We start from the raw sequence: 17,842 nt of genomic DNA on the forward strand, positions 1-17,842 counted from the left end.
GCGAGCACCCATGGCTACCTCCCTGACCACTGGCCGCCCCTGGCGCGTCATCCTGGCTTTCTCGATCCCCCTACTGATCGGCAACGTCGTACAGCAGCTGTACCAGTTCGCCGACGCGATCGTCGTGGGGCGTCACCTCGGCGTCAACTCGCTCGCCGCCGTCGGGGCGACCGGAAGCCTGCTGTTCCTGCTTCTCGGCTTCGCCTGGGGTGTGACGTCCGGCTTCGCGATCCCCACCGCGCAGGCCTACGGCGCGCGTGATGCGGCAGGCGTACGACGTTCGGTGGCCGCGGGGACCGTGCTCACCGGCATCCTGAGCATCCTGCTGACGATCGTCGCGCCTCTCGTCAGTGAGCCTGCCCTTCGCCTGATGCAGACGCCGCCCGAGCTGCTCGCGGAGGCCACGGTCTTCACGCAGATCAGCTTCCTGGGCGCCAGCGCCATGATGGCCTTCAACTACCTGGCCGCGATCGTCCGCGCGATCGGCGACTCGCGCACACCGCTCATCTTCCTGTCGATCTCGTGCGTGCTCAACGTCGGCCTCGTCGTGCTCATGGTCGGCCCGCTCGGGTGGGGAGTCGCCGGCGCGGCGCTCGCGACCGTCGTCGCCCAGGTCATCTCCGTGCTCATGTGCCTCGAGTTCGTGCGTCGTCGCCTGCAGGACCTCAAGGTCTCGCGCGCGGACTTCCGTGCCGTCACGAAGGCCGACCTCGGCGAGCACCTGCGCATCGGGCTGCCGATGGGCTTCCAGGCCTCGATCATCGCGATCGGCACGCTCACGGTGCAGGTGGCCCTCAACACCCTCGGTGCGGATGCCGTCGCCGCCTACACGACCGGATCCCGCGTCGACGGTCTCGCCGTCGCGCTGCTGTCCTCGCTCGGACTCGCGGTGTCGATGTACGTCGCGCAGAACCACGGCGGCAAGCGCCCCGACCGCATCCGCAAGGGTGTGGTCGAGGCAACCTGGATGTCGATCATCGCGGCCGTCGTCCTCGGTGCGCTGCTCGTGGCCTTCGGCACTCCGATGATTCGACTTTTCGTCGGCGAAGGCTCTGACAACGTCGTCGAGATGGCGCACCTCATGCTCATCATCAACGGCCTCAGCTACAGCGCCCTGGCCGTGCTGTTCGTGCTGCGCGGCGCCCTGCAGGGGCTCGGCCACACGCTGATCCCCACTGTGACAGGTGTCATCGAGCTCGTCATGCGCGTTGCTGCGGCCATCATCCTCGGGGCGCTGCTCGACTTCACGGGTGTCGCGCTCAGCAACACCCTCGCCTGGGTGGGCGCCGCTGCGCTGCTGATCCCCGCGTACATCAAGGAGCACCGCCGACTCGCGAAGCTCCCGATCGAGCCGGACGAGCCGACGCTCACGACACCGATCGCGATCGTCGGCCCCGTCGATGGCTCGATGAACGTGGACGCCGTGGTCACCACGACCCAGCCGATCGCCGTCGTCAAGAAGTCGTCGACGCGGATGCTGCGCCGCCGCGAACCGCAACGATGAGCACGCTCTGCGCGACTAGCGTTAAGCGGTGACATCCGCGCCCCTTCGCTCCCGCCTGCGCTGGAGCGGCCTGAGCCGACAAGAGCTCGCGCTCATCGTGATCACCGTCTTCTGGGGCGGAACGTTCCTGATCGTGCATACGGCGATGGATCACAGCGGTCCGATGTTCTTCGTCGGGGTGCGGTTCCTCACCGCCGGTCTGCTGTGTGCCGTGCTGTTCTGGCGGGTGCTGCGCGGCATCCGCTGGCGGGAGATCCTCGCCGGTGCGGCGATCGGCGCTGCCATCTTCGGCGGATATGGTCTGCAGACCGCGGGGCTGCAGACCATCGACTCGAGCACCTCTGCATTCATCACCGCCTTCTACGTGCCGCTGGTTCCCCTGCTGCAGTGGATCGTCTTCCGCAAAGCGCCGCGCGCGCTGACGCTCGTCGGTCTGGCGCTTGCCTTCATCGGGCTCCTTCTCGTGGCCGGTCCCACAGCCGACGGCTTCGCGTTCGGCGAGGGAGAGATCCTCACCCTGATCAGCACGATCCCGATCGCCGCGGAGATCATCCTGATCAGCCTGTTCACCGCGAAGTTCGACCTGGGCCGGCTCACCGTCGTGCAGCTGCTCACGGCCGGCGTGCTCGGCTTCGCCGCCATGCCGGTCGTCGGTGAGAGCGTGCCCGCGTTCTCCTGGGTGTGGGTGCTCGCCGCGGTTGGCATGGGGGCAGTCAGCGCGCTGATTCAGCTCACGATGACCTGGGCGCAGCGCTCGGTCTCGCCGACGAAGGCGACGATCATCTACGCCGCCGAGCCCGTGTGGGCGGGTGTCGTCGGGCGCATCGCGGGCGAGCGCATCCCAGCTCTCGCGATCCTCGGCGCCGGGCTCATCATTCTGGGCACGCTGGTCAGCGAGTTGAGGATCCGGCGGCGTGGGGCGGATGCCCCCGTCGTCAGCCCTTCGCCAGAAACTCCAGCGCCGCCTCCTTGAACGCGCGCGACCCCGGAGCGTTGAAGTGATTGCGGCCCGGGATCTCGAAGAACTCACTGTTGGGGCACGACGCGGCCAGCGCCCGTGACCCTTCGATGACGGTGTCTTCCGAGCCGGTCGCGAACAGCGTCGGCGTCGTCGGGGCGTTCGACGCGTCGGGGTTGATCGTGCGCGAGACGCGCATGCCCTCCGCGAGTGCGAGCAGCGCGGTCAGATCGTTGCCGGGAACACGCTCGGTCAGGGCGATGTACGCCTGCGTCGTCACATCCTGGACGGGCGTGCCGTTGAGGATGTAGGCGCGAACCTCGTCGAGATCGAGGCGCTCCAGGGGGATGCCCTCGGGGACGCCCCCGAGGATGGCCCGCGAGATGCGGTGCGGCAGGTCGCGAACGACCTCCCATCCCACGCGCGCGCCGAGCGAGTAGCCCAGGTACATCGCGTCGTCGACGAGGTAGGTGTCCATCACCGTCTCGACATCGTTCGCGAGGGTGCGCATCGCATACGCCTCGCCCTCATGGGGTTTGTCGCTCTTGCCGTGCCCGCGCTGGTCGAGCGCGAGCACGCGGTACCCCTCGCGGGTCAGGGCGCGTATCCATCCCGTGAGCACCCAGGTGTCGCGCGCGCTGGACGCGAAGCCGTGCACCGCGACGATCACGGGGGCATCGAGTTCGCCCCACGTGTACGTCGCCAGGCGGGTGCCGTCCGCCGCATAGACATACTGGGGATCGGGCATTGCGGTGAGTTCAGCGAGAGGTTCAGCCACACCTCCATCTTGCTCCCTTCTCCGCGGCCGGGATCGGAATCGCCCTCCGGCATGCCCGGGGGGCGGATCCGTATCCTTGCAGGGACTCAGGAGATCCCTCACAGCGCGCGCGTAGACTGGGGAGGTACCCCGTCTGTCAGAGGATTGAACATGCCGGCACCTGTTGCCCACACCTTTACAGCGCGCACCGTGCAGTCCCTGCGCGCGCTGTTCGCGGCCGCTGCCGCTCTCATGATCACCTTCTCGTCGGATCATTCGGCGCAGGTCGGTCTCGCCGTCTTCAGCGGTTTCGCCGTCGCCACCGCGCTCGTGTGCGTTCTCGCCGCATGGCTCGTCGCCGCGTCCGGCAACCGCTGGCCGTGGGTGCTTCTCGCGGCGATCAGCTTCATCGCCGGTGTCGCCGGCGGTGTTCCGATGTGGCGCAGCGACGTGCTCTTCTTCGTGCTGGTGATCGTCTGGGCGGCGGCCACGGGCCTGGTCGAGCTCATCGTCGGCATCCGCGGTCGACGAGCGCGCGCCCAGGGAGTCGTGTCCGTTCCGGGCGGTGTGGCCGACGAGAGCACGCGCGACGCACTCCTCATCGGAGCCGTCGGGATGCTGCTTGCCGTCGTCCTGCTCGTGGTTCCGGTGCAGTACGCGCTCGACTACTCGATCGAGGGGGCGGGCGACTTCACGCTCACCGGCATCACGATCGCCGTCGGCCTCTTCGGAGGGTACGCGGCCATCGTCGCCGTCATCCTCGGCATCGCCGCCTTCTCTCCGCGCACGACCACCCCAGACCGTGCCGACATCATCACCGAAGCCCCCGCGCCGCGCGCTGAGGCGACCGACAAGGGAGGCCACGCATGAGCGACAAGACCACCCGCCGCGACCTGCTGCGACCGCTTCACCTTCTTCTCATCGCGCTCGCGTGCGGTGTGTTCGCGGCTGTGGTGACGCTGTTCTCCACGGGTGCCTTCACGTCTCGTGTCAACGACCTCATCTCGCGGGGGCTGTATGAGGGCCTCACGCCGGTCGCGCTCAGCCTCGTCGTCGGCGGTGCCGCGTTCATCGTGACGCTCCTCGGCCTCGCGATGCTCATGCTCGCCGTCGATCCCGCCGAGGTCACCAAAACCGTCGACCGCCCCGTGCTCTACGACGCGTCCGCCGATGACGCAGAGGGCGACGCCCCCGCCGGCGGCACCCCGAAGACCACGCACCCGTAGGGTCGGCTCACGCGCGCTCGCGTGTCCGCACCTCTGTGCAACGCAGAAGCGCACGCCCCCGTGGGGACGTGCGCTTCGTGCTTTACGTCGGATCAGCGCGCGAGGCGCTCGGCGATTCCCGTGTACGTGGCGGGCGTCAGCGCGAGCAGACGCTGCTTCGCGGCATCGCCGATCTCGAGGCCCTGCACGAACTCGGCAAGCTCGGCCGCACCGACGCGGTGACCGCGGGTGAGTTCCTTGAGCAGCGCGTAGGGGTCGGTGATCGTCGAACGGCCGGCGACGACCTCCGCGCGGATCACGGTCTGGATCGCCTCGGCGAGAACTTCCCAGTTCGTGTCGAGGTCGTCGAGCAGCACGTCGCGGCGCAGCGAGATCGCGTTCAGGCCGCGGCGCAGGTTGTCGAGCGCGAGCAGCGAGTGCCCGAACGCGACGCCGATGTTGCGCTGCGTCGTCGAGTCCGTGAGGTCACGCTGCAGGCGCGAAGTGACGAGCGTCTGGGACAGCGAGCCGAGCAGCGCGCCCGAGATCTCGAGGTTCGCCTCGGCGTTCTCGAAGCGGATCGGATTGATCTTGTGCGGCATCGTCGACGATCCGGTCGCACCGGCGACGGGGATCTGTGCGAAGTAGCCGAGCGAGATGTAGGTCCAGATGTCGGTCGCGAGGTTGTGCAGGATGCCACCGGCGTGACGCACGCGGTCGTACAGTTCGACCTGCCAGTCGTGCGACTCGATCTGGGTCGTCAGCAGGTTGAATCCGATGCCCATGCCCTCGATGTACTCGCGGGCGATCGTGGGCCAGTCGGCGTTGGGGTCGGCCGACAGGTGCGCCGACCAGGTGCCGGTCGCGCCGGAGAACTTCGCGAGGTAGTCGGATGCCGCGATCTGAGCGCGCACGCGCTCGAGGCGCCATGCGAAGACGGCGAGTTCCTTGCCCATGGTCGAGGGGGTGGCCGGCTGGCCGTGGGTGCGCGACAGCATCGCCGCATCCGCGTGCTCCTCGCCCAGCTCGCGGAGCTTGGCGATCACGGTGTCGAGGGCGGGCAGCCAGACCTCTTCGACGGCGCGCTTGACGGTCAGCGCGTACGAGGCCGAGTTGATGTCCTCGCTCGTGCACGCGAAGTGGGTGAGCTCGGCGATCTTGTCGAGACCGAGGGTCGCGAGACGGTCGCGCACGAGGTACTCGATGGCCTTGACGTCGTGCTGCGTCACGGCTTCCTTCTCTGCGAGCCAGTCGATCTCGTCCTGGCCGAAGTCGCGGTACAGACCGCGCAGTGCCTGCTTGTCGGCATCCGACAGCGGCTGGGTCTCGAACAGCGAGCGATCGGTGAGCGCGATGAGCCACTCGACCTCGACCTCGACGCGGGCGCGGTTCAGGCCTGCCTCGGAGAGGTAGTCCGACAGCGCCGCGACGGCACCGCGGTAGCGGCCATCGAGCGGGCTCAGCGGCTGGAACGGGAGGGAAGGCTGGGCAGTCAGGGGAGACCTCCTGATAGAGGCACCCTCAGTGGCGGGGCGCCGGCGGCCGAATGGCGGGTTCGAGCTGTCGGAGAAGACCGTGGCTCGCGTTCTCAATCATACCGAGCACGTCGTCGAACATCTGGGTGTCGGCGTAGTACGGATCGGGCACATCGAGGCCGTCTCCGTGGGCTCCGAAGGTGAGCAGCAGCGTGACCTTGCCCTCATCGGATTCATCGCGCGCCCACTGCGTCAGAATGCGCTCGTGCGTGCGGTCGAGTGCGACGACGAGGTCGTTCTCGGCGAACGAGTCGGCGGTGAACTGGCGGGCGCGATGTGCGGAGCCGTCGTAGCCGCGGCGTGCGAGCGCGTCGATCGTGCGCTCATCAGCGTGCTCGCCGACGTGCCAATCTCCGGTGCCGGCGCTGCGCGAGACGATGCGGCCGCTGAGTCCGCGTTCCTTCACCAGCTCGCGGAAGACGATCTCTGCCATCGGGGAGCGGCAGATGTTGCCTGTGCACACGAAGATGACGCGAAACGGGTCCGGATCGGTCATTGCTCCATTATCGACCAGGAGACGGATGCTGCCAGTGCCGTTTCCTGCACAGCGGCGAGCGTTCATCAACTGTGCACGCACGGGGGACAGCGTCGGCGGTGACCGACGACTCCCGTTCACAGTGGACGTCATGACCCCTGTGAACGCGATCCCCGTCATCAGCGCTGCGATCGAAGAACCGTGGCAGCTCTCCGAGGTCCGGGCTCAGCTGGGCCGCATCCGCGATGACCTCACCGATCTGCACGCGACGCTGCAGGGTCTGATCGCGCAGACGACGTGGGAGACCCGATCACGGGCGATCAACGCGTTCCAGAGTCGACTGCGCGATCACGCGGAGCACACAGCGGGAGCACTCACGATCATCGACGACGAGATCACGCGATTCGGGGCCTGGTGATGGCAGAGGGTGACCTCGACATCTCCACCGGCGGCGTGCTCGCCGTGGACAGTGAGCAGCTCCGCGACGTCCACGACCAGCTGATCCGGGTACGCGACGGCATCGAGATCGTTCCGGGGCGCCTGCAGAACGCATCGAGCCTTGCCGGAGACGTGGGGCGCGAGTTCGCTGAGCCGGCGCTGGTGCTGCGGATGCGAGAGCTGTCCGACGAGGTTGCGCAGACCTGCGCGAGCCTGATGGCCACGATTCAGACGTTCGAGCTCGTCGAAGCGCGACTCAGCGGTACTCCGCTCATTGAGCAGCAGCGTGATCGCCCCTGGTGGGACTGGCTGGGGACGACGCGCTGGTTTCGGGATCCCACTCTGGCTGAGCGCGCGGATGACGTGATCGCCGAATGGCAGTTCAATCGCACGCATCCCTTCGCCCAGAAGGCGGCGGACATGGGGCTCTTCCTCGCTCGGAGCGGACTCGGTCCGCTCAGCTACGTGGTCCTTGCCGCACTCGGACGCGCCTATCCCGCTCTGGTCGACGCTGTCGGACGGGGAGTCATCCCGGGCCATGCCCCGCTCGCACCGAAGGAGCACAGCACGTCTCTTCACGTCACGACGGACACACGACCGCGGCCCCCGATCCGGGGCGTCGAGGACGCCGTCATCCGCATGCAGATGACCGAAGACGCGCAGGTCAGCGTCGAGACCTACGAGATGCCGGACGGCACGTCGAAGTACATCGTCTACATCAAGGGCACGGATCTCCTCGACCCGGGCCAGCCCTGGGACATGCAGTCCAACACCGACCTCTACATGTCCCAGCAGGAGTCAGCGTCTTTCGCTGCCGCCGAGAGCGCGATGCGACTCGCGGGGATCCAGCCCAGTGACCCGATCCTGCTGTTCACCCATTCGCAGGGCGGCATGATCGGCACCCATCTGGCGGCGAGCGGGGAGTTCACCGTGCTGGCGCACACGTCGTTCGGCAATCCTGTTCAGGCCGTGCCGATTCCTGGCGTGCTGGATGTCCCCGTGCGGCACAAGGATGACCCGGTGGCCAGGCTCGCGGGCGGCGGTACAGGGATGGAGACCGATGACAGCGTGCTTGTCGAACGTCTGGCCTTTCCTGAGACCGACATCCGTGACTTCGGCATGCGCAGTCATCATCTCGATGCCTATCGAGAGACAGCGGCGCTCATGGACAAGTCGTCGGATGGCCGTCTTGACGACCTGCGGGCGATCATCGCCGGGTTCGATCGGGCGACCCTGGTCACCGCGCGCAACTTCACCGCCGACGATCCGGCGCGGTGATGCCGGGCTCAGGTGCAGAACCGAGAGCGAACTGATCACGTACGGCCAGTGCCCCGGCCGGGTCGTTGGTGATGATTCCACCGATGTCCGCCGTGATGAAGCGCTCCCAGAGTCGGGGGTCGTCGACGGTCCATACGCGCAGGGTCATTTCCGCCTCGTGAAATCCTTCGAGGACGCCAGGATCCTGCAACGTCGCGAAGTGCGGGTGTGCCTGGGTGATCCCGATCCGCGAGAAGTAGGCCCACGGGTCAATCAGTCCGTCCGCGTACAGAGCCGCCGTCTGGATCCGCCCGTCCCGTTCGCGGAGCTCGGTCAGAAGACTGTGCTGGAAGGAGGACACGACGATGCGGTCGCGCATTCCTGAACCTCGCAAAGAACGTTCGATGCGTTCCGTGATGCCGGGATAGCGGTGCAGCAGGTTCTTCACCTCGACGTTCAGTTGAAGGCCGGTGGGAGCGAGGAGGTCATAGACCTCTTCCAGGAGTGGGACGCGCGTCGGCCCTGTCGTTTCATCTCCGACCACGATCTGAGCGAGATCAGACACAGATGCGTCCCCGACGGTGAGGATCTTCCCCCCGGGCAGGGGCACCCTGCCGTCATGGAGACAGACCAGGTGTCCGTCGCGCGTGAGGTGCACATCGAGTTCGATGCCGTCTGCGCCTTCCTGGACTGCCTGCGCGTAGGACTCGAGCGTGTTGGCGGCGGTGACACCGGTCGAGCGCGCATGCGCCCAGATCAGGGTCATCTGGGCGCCTCGTTCTCTGCCCGGTGATTGGCCCGCAGTGCATGCGTCGAAGGGATGTGCGCCGTCGCCGCGAGCGTCTCCGCCGAACGTTGCGGGTCTCGCTGCGCGACGCGCGTGTAGAGGACGTCAAGCACCAGCAACTGGGCGTGACGTGCGGCGAAGGATGCCGTGCGGTACGGCATCTCTCTTCCGATCGCCGTGAGGTGGATGTCGGCGACGCGCGCCAGTGGCGAGTTGGCATCTCCGGTGACGGCGATGGTGGCGGCCCCTCGAGACTTGGCCTCGGACAGGGCGTCGTAGACCTCCCGCGTGCGTCCCGACGCGGAGATCGCGATCGCCGCGTCGCCCGGCCGGCGCAAGGCGGCAGAGCTGAGCGCGCTGTGCATGGCCGTCCACGCGCGGATCTGGATGCCGATTCCCAGCATTCGCAGTTCGAGTTCGTTTGAGATCACCGCGCTTGCGCCCGCGCCATAGACATCGACGCTGCGCGCTGACGCGACCACTGCGGCGGCCTCTTCCAGGGCCGCGCGATCGAGGGAGCGCGCGGCGAACTGCATGGCGTCGACATCCACGCTCGTCATCACCTGGATCACGTGCTCGAGATCGTCTTCCGGTCCGATCTCCTCGTACCCGGCTGAGATCCAACGCGGCTCCTGGGCGCGGCCAGACTCCTGGGCGATGTGCAACAGCAGAGCTTGGTAACTACTGAGCCCGACCGCCTGACAGAAGCGGGTGACCGTCGGCTGGGAGACGCCCACCTCTGCGGCGAGCTGCGCAGCCGAGAGTGAGGCGACGCCCTCCGGGTCATCGAGAACGCGGCGAGCGACGAGCAACATGGATGGGGAGAGCCGGGGCAGCGCCAGACGGATCTGGTCCGTGACGGCAGGCTGATCCGGCGCGAGAAGTCCGCGGTGGCCGGGCTCGATTGGAATGCGCGTGGTCATTCGTTCTCTCTGACGTCGTACCGATTCATGAATCTCAGCTGAACTCTCTCGTATGAGGTGGACAGGCAACGCTTAGGTATGCATGAATGATACATGCCACAGTTTCGCGGCAACTGTATGAACCATTCCTAGTCCGCATCAATCCCTCAGGAGAATAGATGATCAGCGCCACGGCTCCGCGTTTCGAGCAGGAAGTCCTCGGCCGAATCCGAGACATCACAGAGGGCGCTCGCTCGGGGGAGCTCGACGAAGCCATCACGATGATCGCGGAAGCACTGCGCGCAGGCGGCGTGATCCACGCGTTCGGCACCGGCCATTCCGAAGCGTTCGCGATGGAGATCGCCGGCCGTGCGGGCGGATTGATCCCCAGCAACAAGGTGGCCCTGCGTGACACAGTGCTGTGGGGTGAACGCTCAAGCACCGAACTCGTGGCAGACCCGCCGCTGGAGCGAGACCCGCAGATCGCGGACGAGATCTTCGCCACAGTTCCTCGTCATGCTGAGGACATCTTCGTCATTGCCTCCAACTCCGGCGTCAACGGCTCGATCGTGGGCATGGCGCTGCTCGCGCAGTCGCACGGTCACAAGGTCATCGCCGTCACCAGCCTTGCGCACACGGCACGGGTCAGCCCGATCCATCCGAGCGGCAAAAGACTGTGCGAGATCGCAGATGTCGTCATCGACAACCGCGCGCCGTACGGTGACGCAGTGCTGGAAGGGGAAGTGCCGATGGGCGCAGTCTCGTCGATCACCTCCGCGTATCTCGCGCAGCTGTTGACAGTCGGTGTGGCCTCGGCCCTGGAAGCCACAGGCGACGTCGTCCCGGTCTTCCTATCCGCCAACGTCCCCGGGGGCGACGCCCACAATCGGGCTCTCCAAGCTCAGTACGGATCGCGGATTCGCCGCGTGGCCTGAGGCCCCTTCTCAAAATCCTTCCTTTCCTGACATCAACGACATACAACGGAGTGCAAACGATGGTCTCGTCTCAGAAGCCGATCAGTCGGCGACAGGTTCTCTCACTCATGGGGTTGGCCGCCGTGGCCGTGCCGCTCGCCGCCTGTGCGGCGACACCGGGCGGAACGGCGTTCGGCACCCCTAGCGCCACCCCGGTTCCCACGCTCGATGCGAAAAACCCGTTCGGGGTCACGGCCGGCACCACTGTTGACAGCGTCATCTTCGACAACGCGAAGAACACCGAGTTCTTCGCCTACCTTGCGAAGGAGCTTGAGAAGTCCTCCTCGGCCCTGACGTTGGCAGTGACGCCGTCTGCGCAGATCGCGCAGCAGGTGCAGCCTCGTTTCGTGGCAGGCAATCCGCCGGACCTGCTTCACTCTGCGGGGGCCGGGTCGATTCCTGTTGCGACGCTGTTGCCGAGCGTGCTCGACCTCAACGATCTCGTAGATGCGCCCAACCTCGAAGGTGACGTCATCCGTGACGCCGTCTATCCCGGGGTGCTCGAGTTGGCCGATTTCGACGGCAAGCTCGCCGCAATCAACTACTCCCTGAGCGTGCATGCCCTGTGGTACTCCCGCAGTCTTTTCTCAAAGATGGGGTGGAAGGCGCCGCGGACCTGGGATGAAGCGATGGACCTCGGCGCAGCGGCGAAGAAGGAGGGCAAGTACCTCTTCACGTGGGGCAAAGAGGCAGCGTCGTACTACCTGTCGATGGCGATCGACAGTGCCATCAAGGAGGGCGGCAACGAGGTGCGCGTCGCGCTCGCCAATCTGGAGCCGAAGTCTTGGAGCCAACCGGCCGTCAAGGCGGCGTTCACGGCGATGAAGAAAGCCGTCGACGCGGGCTACTTCCTTCCGGGCGGCGCTGGCACGCAGTTCAAGGCCGCCCAAGCACAGTGGAGTCTGCGCCAGGAGGCGATCATGTACCCCTCGGGTTCGTGGATCGAAGCGGAGATGGGAGCGGAGATCGCCGACGGCTTCGAGATGGTCGGCGCGCCGAACCCGACAGTGACCACGAAGTCGGCCTTGCCGTATGAGGCGATTCGCTTTGCGGGCGGCAACCGCTTCGTCGTTCCGACCGCTGGGGCGAATACGGTCGGCGCCAAGGAGACACTGCGTACCATGCTGTCCCGCGATGCCGCGATCGAGTTCGCCCGCATCAACAAGTCTCCGACGATCTTGCGCAACACTGTCCCGAAGGACGGTTTCGGCTCTACCGCGCTCGTCTCCGCGACCGACCTGCTCGAACAGGCGGGCACAAACGCCTACGCGTGGGACTTCACGGACGCCTACCCCTTCGGGGACGACAAGGGGCGAGTCATGAACGACTTCCTCTCTGGAGGTATGTCGGTCGCCGATGCGCTCTCCGAGCTGCAAAAGGCGTCGGATCGCATCCGCGAAGATGACACCATCGTGAAGATCAAGGCGTCATGACCTCACCTGTCATCGCACCGACTCCCGAGACGGCGACGACGCGGCGGGGTGGTCGCCTCGGTGCGGGAGGCGCTGACCGGCTCTCACTTCTGCTGGTCTTCATCGGAGTGCCGCTGGCGCTCTATGTCACCTTCGTCATCTGGCCGATGCTGCAGGCGGTGGTGTATTCGCTGACGGACTGGTCGGGCTTCACCGCGGGGTTCCAGTTCATCGGCTTGGGCAACTACGCGCAGCTCATGGGCGACGAGTCGTTCTTGATCGCGATTCGCAACAACCTGACGATGCTGGTGGTGATGCCGCTCATCACGCTGGCGATCGGCTTCGCGCTGGCAATCATGGTGACGATCGGCGGAGATATGCGCGGCGGTGTGTCGGGTGTCAAGGGTGCGGCGTTCTATCGCGTCGCTGCCTTCTTCCCGGGAGTCATTCCCTCGATCATCGTCGGGATCATCTTCGCGCAGGTCTACGATCCGAACAACGGCATCCTGAACGGTCTTCTCACGGGCGTGGGTCTCGAGCAGTTCCGTTCATTCGCCTGGCTCGGAGATCCTGCCACCGCCATGGGGGCGACGGTCGCCGCCGTGGTCTGGGCGTCTGCAGGTTTCTACATGGTGCTGTTCGTCGCCGCGATCCGTGGCATAGACACGGAGCTGTTCGACGCCGCTCGTCTGGACGGTGCGGGGCGGGTGCGTATCGCGCTGTCGATCGTGCTGCCGGGGATCGCGAAGAACGTGAAATCCGCGTACATCTATGTCGGCATCGCCGCTCTCGACGTCTTCGTTTTCCTCCAGGCATTCAACCCGAACGGGGGGCCGCAGCGCTCCACACTCGGCATCACGCAGGAGATCTACTCGGCGGCATTCCTGGATGGTCGTTTCGGGTTGGCGTGTGCGATGGGTGTCGTCCTCACGCTGTTGACCTTCATCTTCGTCGCGCTCGTGGGCCTGGCGGGAAGGATCGGAAGAAAATGACTCAGGTGCTCCCACCGATCTCGGAGGCTGCGCCTCGGCACATCCGTCACGAGCGGATCGTCCCCGACGCGCCTCGACGACGCAGGGCCAGCGAGCCCTTCGTCACCTTCTCCTCGCAGACAGTGATGATCCTCTGGACAGCGCTGGTGTTCGTACCGCTGCTGTGGACTCTCATGTCCTCTTTCAAGACGAGTCGAGAGATCCTCGAGTCGCCGTTCGGGTTGCCCACACGATGGAGCTTTGACAACTACATCAACGCCTGGACCCAAGCAGGGATCGGGCATTTCTTCGCGAACACGGTGGTCGTCGTCGCCGGTGCACTCGCGCTCACGATGCTCCTCGGGGCGATGTGCGCCTACGCGCTGGCGCGCTTCGACTTCCCAGGTCGGGCGTTCATTCGCAACCTCATTCTGGCGGGCCTCACGTTTCCTGTGTTCCTCGCCGTCGTGCCGTTGTTCTTCGTGGTGCAGAACTTCGGGCTCATGAACTCTCACATCGGATTGATCGTCACGTACACGGCGTATGCACTGCCGTTCACGATCTTCTTCCTCGCGGCGTTCTTCGAGCAGCTGCCCGCCGAGATCGCCGAGGCGGCCGCGATTGACGGTGCCTCCCAGTGGCGCACGTTCTTCTCGGTGATGCTGCCGATGGCGGCGCCCGGCATGTCGGCGATCGCGCTTCTGAACTTCGTCGGGCTGTGGAATCAGTATCTGCTTCCGCTCGTGCTGATCACCGACCCTTCGAAGTCGGTGCTCACGCAGGGCATGCAGACCTTTGCCGTGCAGGCCGGATTCAACGTCGATTTCGGGGCTCTGTTCGCAGCCGCGGTGATGACAGTGGCACCTGTCTTGATCGTGTACCTGCTGTTCCAGAAGAAGCTCCTGTCGTCGGTGGCGCAGGGTGCGTTGAAATGACGGTGGTTCTGGCTATCGACGCGGGAGGTTCACATACTCGCGCCGCCTGCGTCGACGCCAAGGGCACAGTGCTTGGCTGGGGCAGGGCGAGCGGGGGCAACGCGACATCCCTGGGCGAGGGCGGCGTGCGGGCCATCGAGACGGCGGCGAGGGCGGCGATCACCGAGGCGGCCGCGGATGCCTCGACCCTGACGGCCGTGCTGTGCGCGGCCGGGGAGGCGCCCGTCGGTAGGCTCGGAGAGCTGGCGGAGCGGTTAGGGATGCACGATTCTTCGAGCTGGCATCCTGTGGGGGATGCGTTGGGAGCGTACTTCTCCGGCTCGAGCGCTCCCGACGGTATCGTGCTGATCGCGGGGACGGGCGCCATCGCAGCGCGCGTTCAGAACGCTCAGGTCGTCAGTGTGGTCGACGGGCTCGGTTGGCTCCTGGGCGATGCCGGAAGCGGGTTCTGGATCGGACGGGAAGTTGTCTCTGCGGTGGCTGCGGCTGCGGACGGACGCGGATCGCCGACGGCGTTGACGGAGCAGGTGTTCTCGCGGATTGGGGGCGCGACCGCATGCTGGTCTGGTGTCCGCACCCCGGACGTGGCTGCAATCTTGCGAGCGGTCTACGATCGACCTCCGACGGCCCTCGCCGAGTTCGCACCCCTCGCATTCGACGCTGCAGCGGAGGATGACGCGGTGGCCGCATCGATCGTCTCTGCTGCCGCGAGCCATCTCGCCACCACGATCGAGACCGCCAGGCGCGGGCATGAGAATCTGCCTGTCGTGGTCTCGGGGAGTGTGCTGACGGAGGGGATGCTGCGCGCGGGGGTGTGCGCGGGCGCGCTGCTCGAGGTGCTTCAGGACGCAGACCTGCGACCTGCGACAGACGGGGTCGTGGGCGCTGCGATTCTCGCGCTCCGGCGTCGGGGCGTCGAGGTCTCAGAGCAGTTGAGAGTCACCATAGCGGAGCAGGTCGAACTGCGGCGCGCATGATGGACATCGAGTGGTTTGGGCCGTCGACGCTCACTGAGCTGACACTGCTGGTACTCGCCTTCGTGCTCTCCGCGGTGATCGGGTGGGAACGTCACCGGAAGCTCAAGAGTGCGGGGATGCGCACGCACACTCTCGTTGGCGTCGGATCGGCTGTGTTCACTCTGGTCTCGGCGTACGGATTCAGCACCGTCACGAGCGAGGGCATCACCTTGGATCCATCCCGGATCGCCGCGCAGATCGTCTCGGGGATCGGCTTTCTCGGAGCCGGACTGATCTTCGTGCGGCAGAACAGCGTGTCCGGTCTGACTACGGCGGCGTCGATCTGGGCCACGGCAGCCGTCGGAATGGCCTGCGGCGCCGGGTCTCCCGTGCTCGCAATCATGGCGACAGCCCTTCAGCTTGTCGCAGTCACCCTACTGGGGCGTTGGCGCCGGTCGCGGGAGCATGAGCACCGTCAGCGGGCAGTCGTGCTCAGGTACCGTCCTGGAAAGGGGTCTCTGGCCCAGGTTCTGGCTGTGGCGAAGCGGCAGGAGGCGACAGCAGTCGTGATCGACTCTCGGCTCATGGAGCGAGACGGTCGCTCGCAACGCTGGGAAGCGACGGTGACAGTTGAAGCGCGGAAGACGCGCCTCGAAGACCTCCTGGCCGACTTCGCCGACGTTCCGGGGGTCAAGCGCGTCCGACTTGTCGACGAAGACGCGGTGTAGCTCAGCGTCGGTCGCGCTTGTTCTGCGGGCGGAGGATCGCCCCGAAGACGGCATTGATGATCGAGATGATGATCGCCGCGACGACGCCCCACCAGAAGTTGCCGACGCTCAGACCCCACCCGAACCAGCCGGTGATCGCGGCGGTCAACCACAGCAGGAAGCCGTTGATGATCAGCCCGATGAGGCCGAGCGTGAGGATGTAGAGCGGGAACGCCACGATCTTGATCACGGTGCCGATGATCGTGTTCACGATCGCGAAGATCGCACCGATCGCGAGCAGCGTGAGCACGAGCTGCAGCGTCTCGCCGGGGGCGAAGGAGGTGACGGTCACCTGCAGGCCTGGGATCAACGAGACGACCCAGATGGCGAAGGCGTTGATGATGACGCGGATGATGAAGCGCATAGTGCGCCCAGTTTTACACGCGGGCCCTGCCTGTCACCAGGGCATCGGCTTGTCGGGGTTTCGCGATCCGTCATTGGGCATGTGCGGCAGAGGCGTCCCGCCGGCGCGGATGCACAGCCACCGCAGCTGTGTCGTGCTGTCCGGCCGTGCCCGCCAGGTGCGCCACACGTGCTGCCCGACCCGCACCACCGACCCGGTGCGCACCTCGACGAGATCGTCATCGAGGCCCATCTGGCCTTCACCGTCGAGGAACACGTAAAGCTCCTCCACCTCGCTGTGCGTGTGCCAGTAGCCGGCTTCCTCGCCCGGTTCGAGCGCATTGGCGGTCATGCCGATGTACTGCATCGTCAGCTCATGGTCAACGACCCGTCGGCCGTCGCGCGAGCGTGCGGCATCGAACCCGCCGAAGTGGTCCCGCCAGGCGTCCGGGGCGCCGATCTGCGTCACCTCGTAGTCGGTCATCCTGCATCCTCCCGTCGCGGACGTGTGCCAGAACTCTACTGCCGCCCCGTCGCCCGGACGCCTCTTCTACACTCGAACTGTGACCGAGCCCACGCTGCCCCGCATCCGCCCTGAGATCGCCGCTCTGCCCCCGTACCGTCAGGGCAAGCCCGCAGGCGCAGACGCGTTCAAGCTCTCCAGCAACGAGAACCCCTTCGACCCGCTGCCGTCGGTCGTCGACGTTCTGGCGCGGCAGACGCCCATGAACCGCTACCCGGATGCGACGGCCGCAGCACTCCGCACGCGACTGGGGGAGCGCTACGGCGTCGCGCCCGACGCCGTCCACGTGGCATCCGGAAGCGTGTCGATCCTCTACCAGTTCGTCCTGGCTGCGGCGAGCGTCGGCGATGAGGTCATCTACGCCTGGCGCTCTTTCGAGGCCTACCCCGGGCTGCCGCTCGTCGCCGGCGCTACAGGCGTGCCGGTGCCGCTGCTGCCCGACTCCCGCCACGATCTCGACGCGATGGCGGATGCCGTCACCGATCGCACCCGCGCGATCATCGTCTGCACGCCGAACAACCCGACCGGGCCGATCGTCACGAGCGCCGAGTTCGCCGCCTTCGTCGAAAAGGTTCCGTCCGACGTGCTGATCCTGCTCGATGAGGCGTACAGCGAGTTCGTCACCGCGCCCGACGCCGTCGACGGCCTCGCCGAGCGCGTGTTCGAGAAGCACCCGAACGTGGTCGTGCTCCGGACCTTCTCGAAGGCGTTCGGTCTGGCGGGGCTCCGCGTCGGCTACGCGATCGGTCACCCCTCGGTGCTCGACGCCGCCCGCACGACCGCGATCCCGCTGTCGGTCACGTCCGCGGCCGAGCTTGCGGCGATCGCGAGCCTCGACGCCGAGGACGAGCTGCGCGACCGTGTCGCCGTCATCGTCGAGCGCCGTACCGAACTTGTCGCGGGGCTGCGCGCCCAGGGATGGGACGTGCCGGACGCGCAGGGCAACTTCGTGTGGCTTCCCGCGGGCGAGCAGACGATGGCCGTCGCTGAGGCGTTCGACGCCGCAGGACTCATCGTGCGCCCGTTCGCCGGAGACGGTCTGCGTATATCCGTCGGTGAGCATGAATCCGTGGAGAAAGTCCTACGAGCTGCGGAATCCGTTGTGCACACTCTCCAGCCCTGAGCGCCGATGCTCGGATAGCGT

Annotated in this window: 20 protein-coding genes; 13 read left to right on the forward strand and 7 right to left on the reverse strand. The window is 66.4% G+C overall.

Annotated elements, in window-relative coordinates:
* Positions 1–10: 10 nt before the first annotated feature.
* Positions 11–1,504, forward strand: coding sequence for an MATE family efflux transporter (locus tag JOD62_RS07295; RefSeq protein ID WP_204938637.1), 1,494 nt, complete (start codon positions 11–13; stop codon positions 1,502–1,504).
* A gap of 28 nt (positions 1,505–1,532) precedes the next feature.
* Positions 1,533–2,477, forward strand: a complete 945-nt coding sequence (locus tag JOD62_RS07300) for a DMT family transporter (protein WP_204938638.1) — start codon at positions 1,533–1,535, stop codon at positions 2,475–2,477.
* Here the strand turns inward: JOD62_RS07300 and JOD62_RS07305 are convergent.
* The gene (locus JOD62_RS07305; RefSeq protein WP_204938639.1) at positions 2,440–3,240 is read right to left on the reverse strand and encodes an alpha/beta fold hydrolase; all 801 of its coding nucleotides are present in this window, start codon (positions 3,238–3,240) and stop codon (positions 2,440–2,442) included. The two genes, JOD62_RS07300 and JOD62_RS07305, sit on opposite strands and share 38 nt — an antisense overlap.
* 150 nt (positions 3,241–3,390) lie before the next feature.
* Here JOD62_RS07305 and JOD62_RS07310 point away from each other — a divergent pair, with 150 nt between their 5' ends.
* Positions 3,391–4,089 carry an acyl-CoA synthetase gene (locus tag JOD62_RS07310; protein WP_204938640.1) on the forward strand — a complete coding sequence of 233 codons (699 nt, stop codon included), beginning with the start codon at positions 3,391–3,393 and terminating at the stop codon, positions 4,087–4,089.
* Positions 4,086–4,445: a hypothetical protein gene (locus tag JOD62_RS07315; RefSeq protein ID WP_204938641.1), complete on the forward strand. Its 360-nt coding sequence runs from the start codon at positions 4,086–4,088 to the stop codon at positions 4,443–4,445. Before JOD62_RS07310 ends, JOD62_RS07315 begins: the two co-directional genes overlap by 4 nt.
* 92 nt (positions 4,446–4,537) lie before the next feature.
* Here the strand turns inward: JOD62_RS07315 and purB are convergent, their stop codons facing one another.
* Entirely contained in the window at positions 4,538–5,920 is a 1,383-nt protein-coding gene (gene purB, locus JOD62_RS07320) for an adenylosuccinate lyase (RefSeq protein WP_204940111.1), read from the reverse strand.
* 25 nt (positions 5,921–5,945) lie between these two features.
* Entirely contained in the window at positions 5,946–6,455 is a 510-nt protein-coding gene (locus JOD62_RS07325; RefSeq protein ID WP_204938642.1) for a low molecular weight protein-tyrosine-phosphatase, read from the reverse strand.
* A gap of 130 nt (positions 6,456–6,585) precedes the next feature.
* On the opposite strand from JOD62_RS07325, the gene JOD62_RS07330 reads away from it, so the two are divergent.
* Together JOD62_RS07330 and JOD62_RS07335 are read left to right on the forward strand one after the other, a co-directional pair.
* Positions 6,586–6,852, forward strand: coding sequence for a hypothetical protein (locus tag JOD62_RS07330; RefSeq protein WP_204938643.1), 267 nt, complete (start codon positions 6,586–6,588; stop codon positions 6,850–6,852).
* Positions 6,852–8,150 carry a hypothetical protein gene (locus JOD62_RS07335; RefSeq protein WP_204938644.1) on the forward strand — a complete coding sequence of 433 codons (1,299 nt, stop codon included), beginning with the start codon at positions 6,852–6,854 and terminating at the stop codon, positions 8,148–8,150. The genes JOD62_RS07330 and JOD62_RS07335 overlap by 1 nt, the downstream gene beginning before the upstream one ends.
* Here the strand turns inward: JOD62_RS07335 and JOD62_RS07340 are convergent.
* Positions 8,125–8,895 carry a glycerophosphodiester phosphodiesterase family protein gene (locus JOD62_RS07340; protein WP_204938645.1) on the reverse strand — a complete coding sequence of 257 codons (771 nt, stop codon included), beginning with the start codon at positions 8,893–8,895 and terminating at the stop codon, positions 8,125–8,127. The genes JOD62_RS07335 and JOD62_RS07340 overlap by 26 nt on opposite strands.
* Positions 8,892–9,839 (reverse strand): MurR/RpiR family transcriptional regulator, encoded by a 948-nt coding sequence (locus JOD62_RS07345; RefSeq protein WP_204938646.1) that lies wholly within the window; start codon positions 9,837–9,839, stop codon positions 8,892–8,894. Before JOD62_RS07345 ends, JOD62_RS07340 begins: the two co-directional genes overlap by 4 nt.
* Before the next feature lie 158 nt (positions 9,840–9,997).
* Between JOD62_RS07345 and JOD62_RS07350 the strand changes: the two genes are divergently transcribed.
* Genes JOD62_RS07350 through JOD62_RS07375 form a run of 6 tightly spaced genes read left to right on the forward strand, consistent with a single transcriptional unit; the run spans position 9,998 to position 15,794 of the window.
* Positions 9,998–10,753, forward strand: coding sequence for a sugar isomerase domain-containing protein (locus tag JOD62_RS07350; protein WP_204938647.1), 756 nt, complete (start codon positions 9,998–10,000; stop codon positions 10,751–10,753).
* Between the two features lie 59 nt (positions 10,754–10,812).
* Positions 10,813–12,225, forward strand: coding sequence for an N-acetylglucosamine/diacetylchitobiose ABC transporter substrate-binding protein (ngcE, locus tag JOD62_RS07355; protein WP_204938648.1), 1,413 nt, complete (start codon positions 10,813–10,815; stop codon positions 12,223–12,225).
* A complete protein-coding gene (locus JOD62_RS07360; RefSeq protein ID WP_204938649.1) occupies positions 12,222–13,196 on the forward strand; it encodes a carbohydrate ABC transporter permease in 975 nt (324 codons plus the stop codon). The genes ngcE and JOD62_RS07360 overlap by 4 nt, the downstream gene beginning before the upstream one ends.
* A complete protein-coding gene (locus JOD62_RS07365; protein WP_204938650.1) occupies positions 13,193–14,110 on the forward strand; it encodes a carbohydrate ABC transporter permease in 918 nt (305 codons plus the stop codon). The genes JOD62_RS07360 and JOD62_RS07365 overlap by 4 nt, the downstream gene beginning before the upstream one ends.
* On the forward strand, positions 14,107–15,087 hold the full coding sequence (locus JOD62_RS07370) for an N-acetylglucosamine kinase (RefSeq protein WP_204938651.1): 981 nt from the start codon (positions 14,107–14,109) through the stop codon (positions 15,085–15,087). Before JOD62_RS07365 ends, JOD62_RS07370 begins: the two co-directional genes overlap by 4 nt.
* The gene (locus JOD62_RS07375) at positions 15,084–15,794 is read left to right on the forward strand and encodes an MgtC/SapB family protein (protein ID WP_204938652.1); all 711 of its coding nucleotides are present in this window, start codon (positions 15,084–15,086) and stop codon (positions 15,792–15,794) included. The genes JOD62_RS07370 and JOD62_RS07375 overlap by 4 nt, the downstream gene beginning before the upstream one ends.
* A gap of 1 nt (position 15,795) precedes the next feature.
* Here the strand turns inward: JOD62_RS07375 and JOD62_RS07380 are convergent, their stop codons facing one another.
* Together JOD62_RS07380 and JOD62_RS07385 are read right to left on the reverse strand one after the other, a co-directional pair.
* Positions 15,796–16,197 carry a phage holin family protein gene (locus JOD62_RS07380; RefSeq protein WP_204938653.1) on the reverse strand — a complete coding sequence of 134 codons (402 nt, stop codon included), beginning with the start codon at positions 16,195–16,197 and terminating at the stop codon, positions 15,796–15,798.
* Positions 16,198–16,230: 33 nt separating this feature from the next.
* A complete protein-coding gene (locus JOD62_RS07385; protein ID WP_204938654.1) occupies positions 16,231–16,659 on the reverse strand; it encodes a cupin domain-containing protein in 429 nt (142 codons plus the stop codon).
* A 79-nt stretch (positions 16,660–16,738) separates the two neighbouring features.
* Here JOD62_RS07385 and JOD62_RS07390 point away from each other — a divergent pair, with 79 nt between their 5' ends.
* Complete coding sequence (locus JOD62_RS07390) at positions 16,739–17,821, forward strand: histidinol-phosphate transaminase (protein WP_204938655.1); 1,083 nt, start codon at positions 16,739–16,741, stop codon at positions 17,819–17,821.
* Positions 17,822–17,842 lie beyond the last annotated feature (21 nt).

This window comes from Microbacterium keratanolyticum, assembly GCF_016907255.1.
In the GTDB taxonomy this organism is placed as follows: domain Bacteria; phylum Actinomycetota; class Actinomycetes; order Actinomycetales; family Microbacteriaceae; genus Microbacterium; species Microbacterium keratanolyticum.